At 46.2% G+C, this 5,032-nt stretch carries 7 protein-coding genes and 1 pseudogene; 2 read left to right on the forward strand and 6 right to left on the reverse strand.

Annotation, left to right across the window (positions count from 1 at the left end):
* From Q9I99_RS11045 to prmB, 6 genes are all read right to left on the reverse strand, one after another.
* A partial coding sequence (locus Q9I99_RS11045) for a DUF711 family protein (protein WP_304666228.1) occupies positions 1-486 on the reverse strand: 486 nt, incomplete at its 3' end.
* Between the two features lie 52 nt (positions 487-538).
* Positions 539-1,192 carry a DUF6630 family protein gene (locus Q9I99_RS11050; protein ID WP_301667971.1) on the reverse strand — a complete coding sequence of 218 codons (654 nt, stop codon included), beginning with the start codon at positions 1,190-1,192 and terminating at the stop codon, positions 539-541.
* Entirely contained in the window at positions 1,189-1,656 is a 468-nt protein-coding gene (locus Q9I99_RS11055) for a hypothetical protein (protein ID WP_301667970.1), read from the reverse strand. The genes Q9I99_RS11050 and Q9I99_RS11055 overlap by 4 nt, the downstream gene beginning before the upstream one ends.
* A 46-nt stretch (positions 1,657-1,702) precedes the next feature.
* The gene (locus Q9I99_RS11060; protein WP_301667975.1) at positions 1,703-1,975 is read right to left on the reverse strand and encodes an ACT domain-containing protein; all 273 of its coding nucleotides are present in this window, start codon (positions 1,973-1,975) and stop codon (positions 1,703-1,705) included.
* 126 nt (positions 1,976-2,101) lie between these two features.
* Positions 2,102-2,839 (reverse strand): toxin-antitoxin system YwqK family antitoxin, encoded by a 738-nt coding sequence (locus tag Q9I99_RS11065; RefSeq protein WP_301667974.1) that lies wholly within the window; start codon positions 2,837-2,839, stop codon positions 2,102-2,104.
* Between the two features lie 137 nt (positions 2,840-2,976).
* A complete protein-coding gene (prmB, locus tag Q9I99_RS11070; protein WP_301667973.1) occupies positions 2,977-3,876 on the reverse strand; it encodes a 50S ribosomal protein L3 N(5)-glutamine methyltransferase in 900 nt (299 codons plus the stop codon).
* Between the two features lie 144 nt (positions 3,877-4,020).
* Between prmB and Q9I99_RS11075 the strand changes: the two genes are divergently transcribed.
* Both Q9I99_RS11075 and Q9I99_RS11080 read left to right on the forward strand, forming a co-directional pair.
* Positions 4,021-4,296 carry an LPD3 domain-containing protein gene (locus Q9I99_RS11075; RefSeq protein WP_301667969.1) on the forward strand — a complete coding sequence of 92 codons (276 nt, stop codon included), beginning with the start codon at positions 4,021-4,023 and terminating at the stop codon, positions 4,294-4,296.
* A 111-nt stretch (positions 4,297-4,407) separates the two neighbouring features.
* Positions 4,408-4,842, forward strand: a pseudogene (locus Q9I99_RS11080) (HK97 family phage prohead protease); the annotation flags it as partial.
* Between the last annotated feature and the right edge of the window lie 190 nt (positions 4,843-5,032).

A 5,032-nucleotide genomic window follows, 5' to 3' on the forward strand; every position in this document is an offset into this window, starting at 1 on the left:
ATCCATATTGATACCGGCACGCGTGCTGCCGATATTGATGGAGCTGCACACGATATCGGTAGTCTTCATCGCTTCAGGAATGGAACGGATCAGCACCTCATCCGAAGGCGACATACCTTTTTGCACCAGCGCGGAAAAACCGCCGATAAAGGACACGCCGATGGCCTTGGCTGCCTTGTCCAAAGTCTGCGCCACGCTGACGTAAGAATCGGCTTTGGTTGCCGCCGCGATTTGGGCAATCGGCGTAACGGAAATACGCTGATTCACAATCGGCACGCCGTATTTGGCAGAAAGGTGTTTCGCCGTTGCCACCAAGTCTTTGCCGACTGTGGTGATTTTGTTGTAAATATTTCGGTTCAACACATCGATGTCGGTGCTGATGCAGTCGTGCAAATCAATGCCGATGGTAATGGTGCGCACGTCAAAATTCTGGTCAGCTACCATGCGGATAGTTTCGAGGATTTCGTTGGAATGGACTTGGGACATTTTTGGGGATTCCTTGTTGAATGGGTTTTATTTGGTGCAGGCTGCCTGTGATTTATTTTTGTTCTGAGACATAATGCGGTGTTTCTTCTACTGCGGCAAACAGTTTACCGTCCGCATCCCATAAGGGTTGGCGGCAGGAATCGCAGTATGCCGCTTCGTGATTAGCATACGGCGGCGGCTCACTTATGGCCAAATCCCATGCCGACAGTTGACCGCAGGAGGAGCAATCGACCATATATAAGATGAAATTTGCCGCCTTATTCAGACTCTGGAAGGACCAAAAATCAGATTGGATTTTTTCCAAACTTTTGCACGCGTTGCTCGAAACAATAAACACAGTGTAGTCATCGCTACCGCTTTCCAAGAGCATCAGCCGCATTTTTTTCCGTTTGAGTTTGCTGTCGAAATAGTCGAAGGCAAAGGGCAGAAAATCGCCATTTTTCCAATTTTGACCAAATTCTTTGTCGAATTTTTTATATAAATCATCGGGTTTTTCTTTTAGTATTTCTTTGCCGAACGCCACCAAACGTTCATTGATAAATTGATAAAGCTCACCCTGTCCACTTTCTCCTTTCCAATCTAAAAAGAGAAAAATACGGTTTTGATACAGGGCTTCCCGCAATATTTCGTTTTGGGAAGCTAATGGCGACAGCACGGGATATTCGTTTTCGGCAACGATTTTTTGCAGTATTTTTTCGGGTTTCATGGAAATATCCTCGTATTTTGGTATTTTGAAGTGTAAACTGCCTGTATTTCCTTTTGCTTAGATTTGTTTTTACCGCCCAACCGCCGCCGCAACATCAGCATTTTGACAAGTACAAACACAGGAAGCGACAGCAAAAACGCCAAAAATCCGTGCTCTACACCCCACACTTTGAACAACACGGGTATCACTTTGTTGTCGGTCGTAATTCGGTAACGCGCAGTCATAAAAGCATTGGCATCCAATCGGTTGTTTACGTAAAACAGCTCGAACGTGTCGGATGGCAGACGGATCTGTTGTAGGTATACGCCTTTGCGGTCGCGCAACACAGTATCTTCGCATACCAAGGTTTCGATGCTTCTCACTGGTTTAGAGATTGGCGCAGGATTATCATGGTAAAACTCCTTCTTTTCAGTCAGCCTGACCGGCCAGTAACGATGGTATCTCTGCCCTGTTCTCCAACACATTCAAAGCAGCCTGCACTTTGAAAACCAGGGTGTAGGCTACTTTTTTTCAGATTCGGTGCATCGCTTGGAAGATTTCTTCGTTTTGCATACGGATATCAAGCGCGAGTTTTTTGCTCTCTTTCGCAAACAAATCCAAAACTTCTTGACGCGATTTGGTGCATTTTGAAGTGTCCACCAAAATAATCATGGTAAAAAAATCGTCCATCAGCTGTTGGCTGATGTTGAGAATATTGATTTGGTTTTCCGCTAAAATTTTGGAAACGTCGTACACAATGCCCACACGGTCTTTACCGATGACGGTGATGACTGAATTATTCACGAAGCTTTCTCCTTGCAGATATCCGTTAAAGTCCGAAATTATACCACCGTCAGATTTTGAAGAAATATTGTCAACAATATATACATACAAAATGCCGTCTGAAGCCATTTCAGACGGCATCAAGATTCAGGGTTCGATTAAATAACCATCCTTATCCCACTGGGTTTTCCTGACCAACTTGTCATCCTGATAAACAGCCTCGCTCTTTTTAGAACCATCTTCATACCACTCCAAAACCACCCCGTTGCGTTGATGGTGCCGGATAGACAGTTCCGAGAGTAATCGGCCGCTTTCATCCCAAGTCAGAATTTTGGCAGGTTCATCGTTGACCATAACCATTTCCGTCTTGATACTGCCGTCGGCATACCATTGCCTCCATACGCCGTTTGCCTTATTTTGCTTAAACTGGATTTCACTTTCCTTGCCGCCGTTACGGTAATAGCGGTATCCCGTGCCTTCACTCAAGCCATTTTTATAAGGCATAACTGCAGATTTTTTACCGTTCGGATACCAGTTGACCCACTCCCCGTCCGGCTTACCCTTGCTGAAGCCCCCCGCCATTTTTTTCTGACCGTTAAAATGCCACAAAATCAACATACCGTTTTGCAGGGTGGGCACAAAAGATTTGATTTGCGTTGAAGCAACGATATAAGGTTCAGAATATTTCTTCATCGACGGATAATAAAAATCCTGCGCGTGTGCGATACCCGCCTCCACACGATATTGCCTGATATAAGCGGCAGACGACATCGTCGCCGTCAGCTTTCCGTTCTGATTAAAATAAACAGAATAGGTCTGCGCCGGCAAAGCAGCCGAAAAACCCAACAGGACAATTGAAAATACAATCCGAGATAATTTTTTCATTGCAATAGCGATATAAAAAACAATTAACTTATAAACAATATGGTAAGGATTTCTCAACCAAGCGTCAAACCCGAGACAACGTGTCGTAAAAATGCCGTCTGAAAACAAATCGTCTTCAGACGGCATTTCCCTCCGACTCACTCCTCGCCCAATAACTGCTCGCGCGTCAAGAGGAAAACAAAACCGTCGCCCCAGCTGGTTTCCAACCAAGTAAAAGGCAACTCCGGATACGCTGCTTCCAATACATCCCTGTTATGCCCGATTTCCACCAGCAATACACCTTTGGGATTCAGAAACTTTGCCGCATTCAGAAGAATCTGCCTGGTGGCATCCAATCCGTCCGCCCCGCTGCCCAACGCCAATTCCGGTTCGTGCAAATACTCTTCAGGCAAAGCCTCAACCGACTCCGCATCCACATAAGGCGGATTGGAAACAATCAAATCATAAGTGCCTTCCAATCCTTCAAACAAATCCGTATGAATAAGCCGGATACGTTCTTCCAAACCATAATCTTCAATATTGATCCCAGCCACTTCCAAAGCATCCAAGCTCACATCAACCGCATCAATTTGGGCATCAGGATAATGATGCGCCATCTGAATAGCAAGGCAACCGCTTCCGGTACAAAGATCCAAAGCATTATGCACCAACTCATCATACTCTATCCAAGGACGAAGTCCGTTACCCAACAATTCATAAATAAAAGAACGAGGTATGATTACCCGTTCATCCACATAAAAATCAAACTCTCCCTGCCAGGCCTGGTGTGTCAAATAAGCGGCAGGAATGTGTTCGACAGCACGACGCTCAATAACCGCCAGCACTTCCTCTTTTTCAGCTTCCAAGAGTTTTGCATCAAGATATGGGGCAAGCATATCCAAAGGCAAATTCAAAGTATGCAGAATCAAATAAGCCGCTTCATCATGCGCATTATCTGTTCCATGACCAAAAAAGAGCCCTGCCTCATTAAAACGGCTGACTGCAAAACGTAAAACATCGCGGATAGTCATCAATTCTTGTGCTGCCTGATTAAACATAATATGAACCATTCTGCGTATAGATGCTTTTAATTATAACAGAAACAACAAGCAAACCTTTTCATATCGCCAAATAACCACTCAATCTACCCATACATCTACATAAATGCCCGCGCAAAAACCATCGCCCGAACGGAAACGGCAATGGCGGACGGTATGGGCAATCTGATAGGCCGGCACTCTGCGTCAAAGGCAAATCAGGCGGAATTATCCATCATAACAAAACTTGATGACTTATTGCGCTACGCAAAATATGAGGGTTCTTATTCGGATAGGAAAGGTCGTCCTGATATTATTGCAGCACATAAGTATCGTGCCGTTGCCAAGGTTGGGAATGAGTCTTTAAATGTCGGCGTGATTGTAAGGGAGTTTCCAGACGGTCATAAACATTACGACCATTTCATCTTGAAGGATGAGTAAAGCCCCTTTGCAGTGTAGCTCTGGAGCGAATACCGTTAAGGCAAGTACGCTTCCAGCCTTGCAAAAGGGCTTTAAATTCAGCATACCATTTATACAGACAGAAATAAACCAATGACGAAGTTATACGCAGAAATTGCCAAGATGGAGGCGCAGGATGACGGCACGGTCAAAGATTGGGGTTACACCTCAAGCGAGGCGGTCGATTCAGACGGCGAAGTCATCGCGGCGGCAGCTATGAAGGCGGCGATTCCCGATTATATGAAGTTTGGCGCGGTGCGCGAGATGCACGGCTCAAACGCGGCGGGAACGGCGATTGAAATCAACGTGGAAGACGACGGCAGAACCTTTGGGGCGCATATCGTCGATCCCGTTGCCGTGGCAAAAGTCAAGATGAGCGTTTACAAGGGCTTTTCCATCGGCGGCAGCGTTACCGCCCGCGATGAGTTGAACAAGTCGCAAATCGCGGGCTTGAAGCTGACGGAAATCAGCTTGGTTGCCCGCCCTGTCAATCCCGATGCGGTGTTTACCTGCTTTAAGGCGGACAAAGGTGCGGAAGCGGTAAACAATGATACAGAACATAATACTGCATATTTTAGCCATTTCCCTTTTTAGCCATTTCCCTTCCAAACAAAAAAGCACCGGCGGCAGCCGATGTCCCTTCCTTTACAGGTTCCCCTATTTTTTAGCCGCGGGCAGAGCCGGTTTGGCGGGGGCTTTGGGTGCGGGCGCGCCGACG

The organism is Neisseria basseii (genome assembly GCF_962707005.1).
Taxonomy (GTDB): Bacteria; Pseudomonadota; Gammaproteobacteria; order Burkholderiales; family Neisseriaceae; genus Neisseria; species Neisseria bergeri.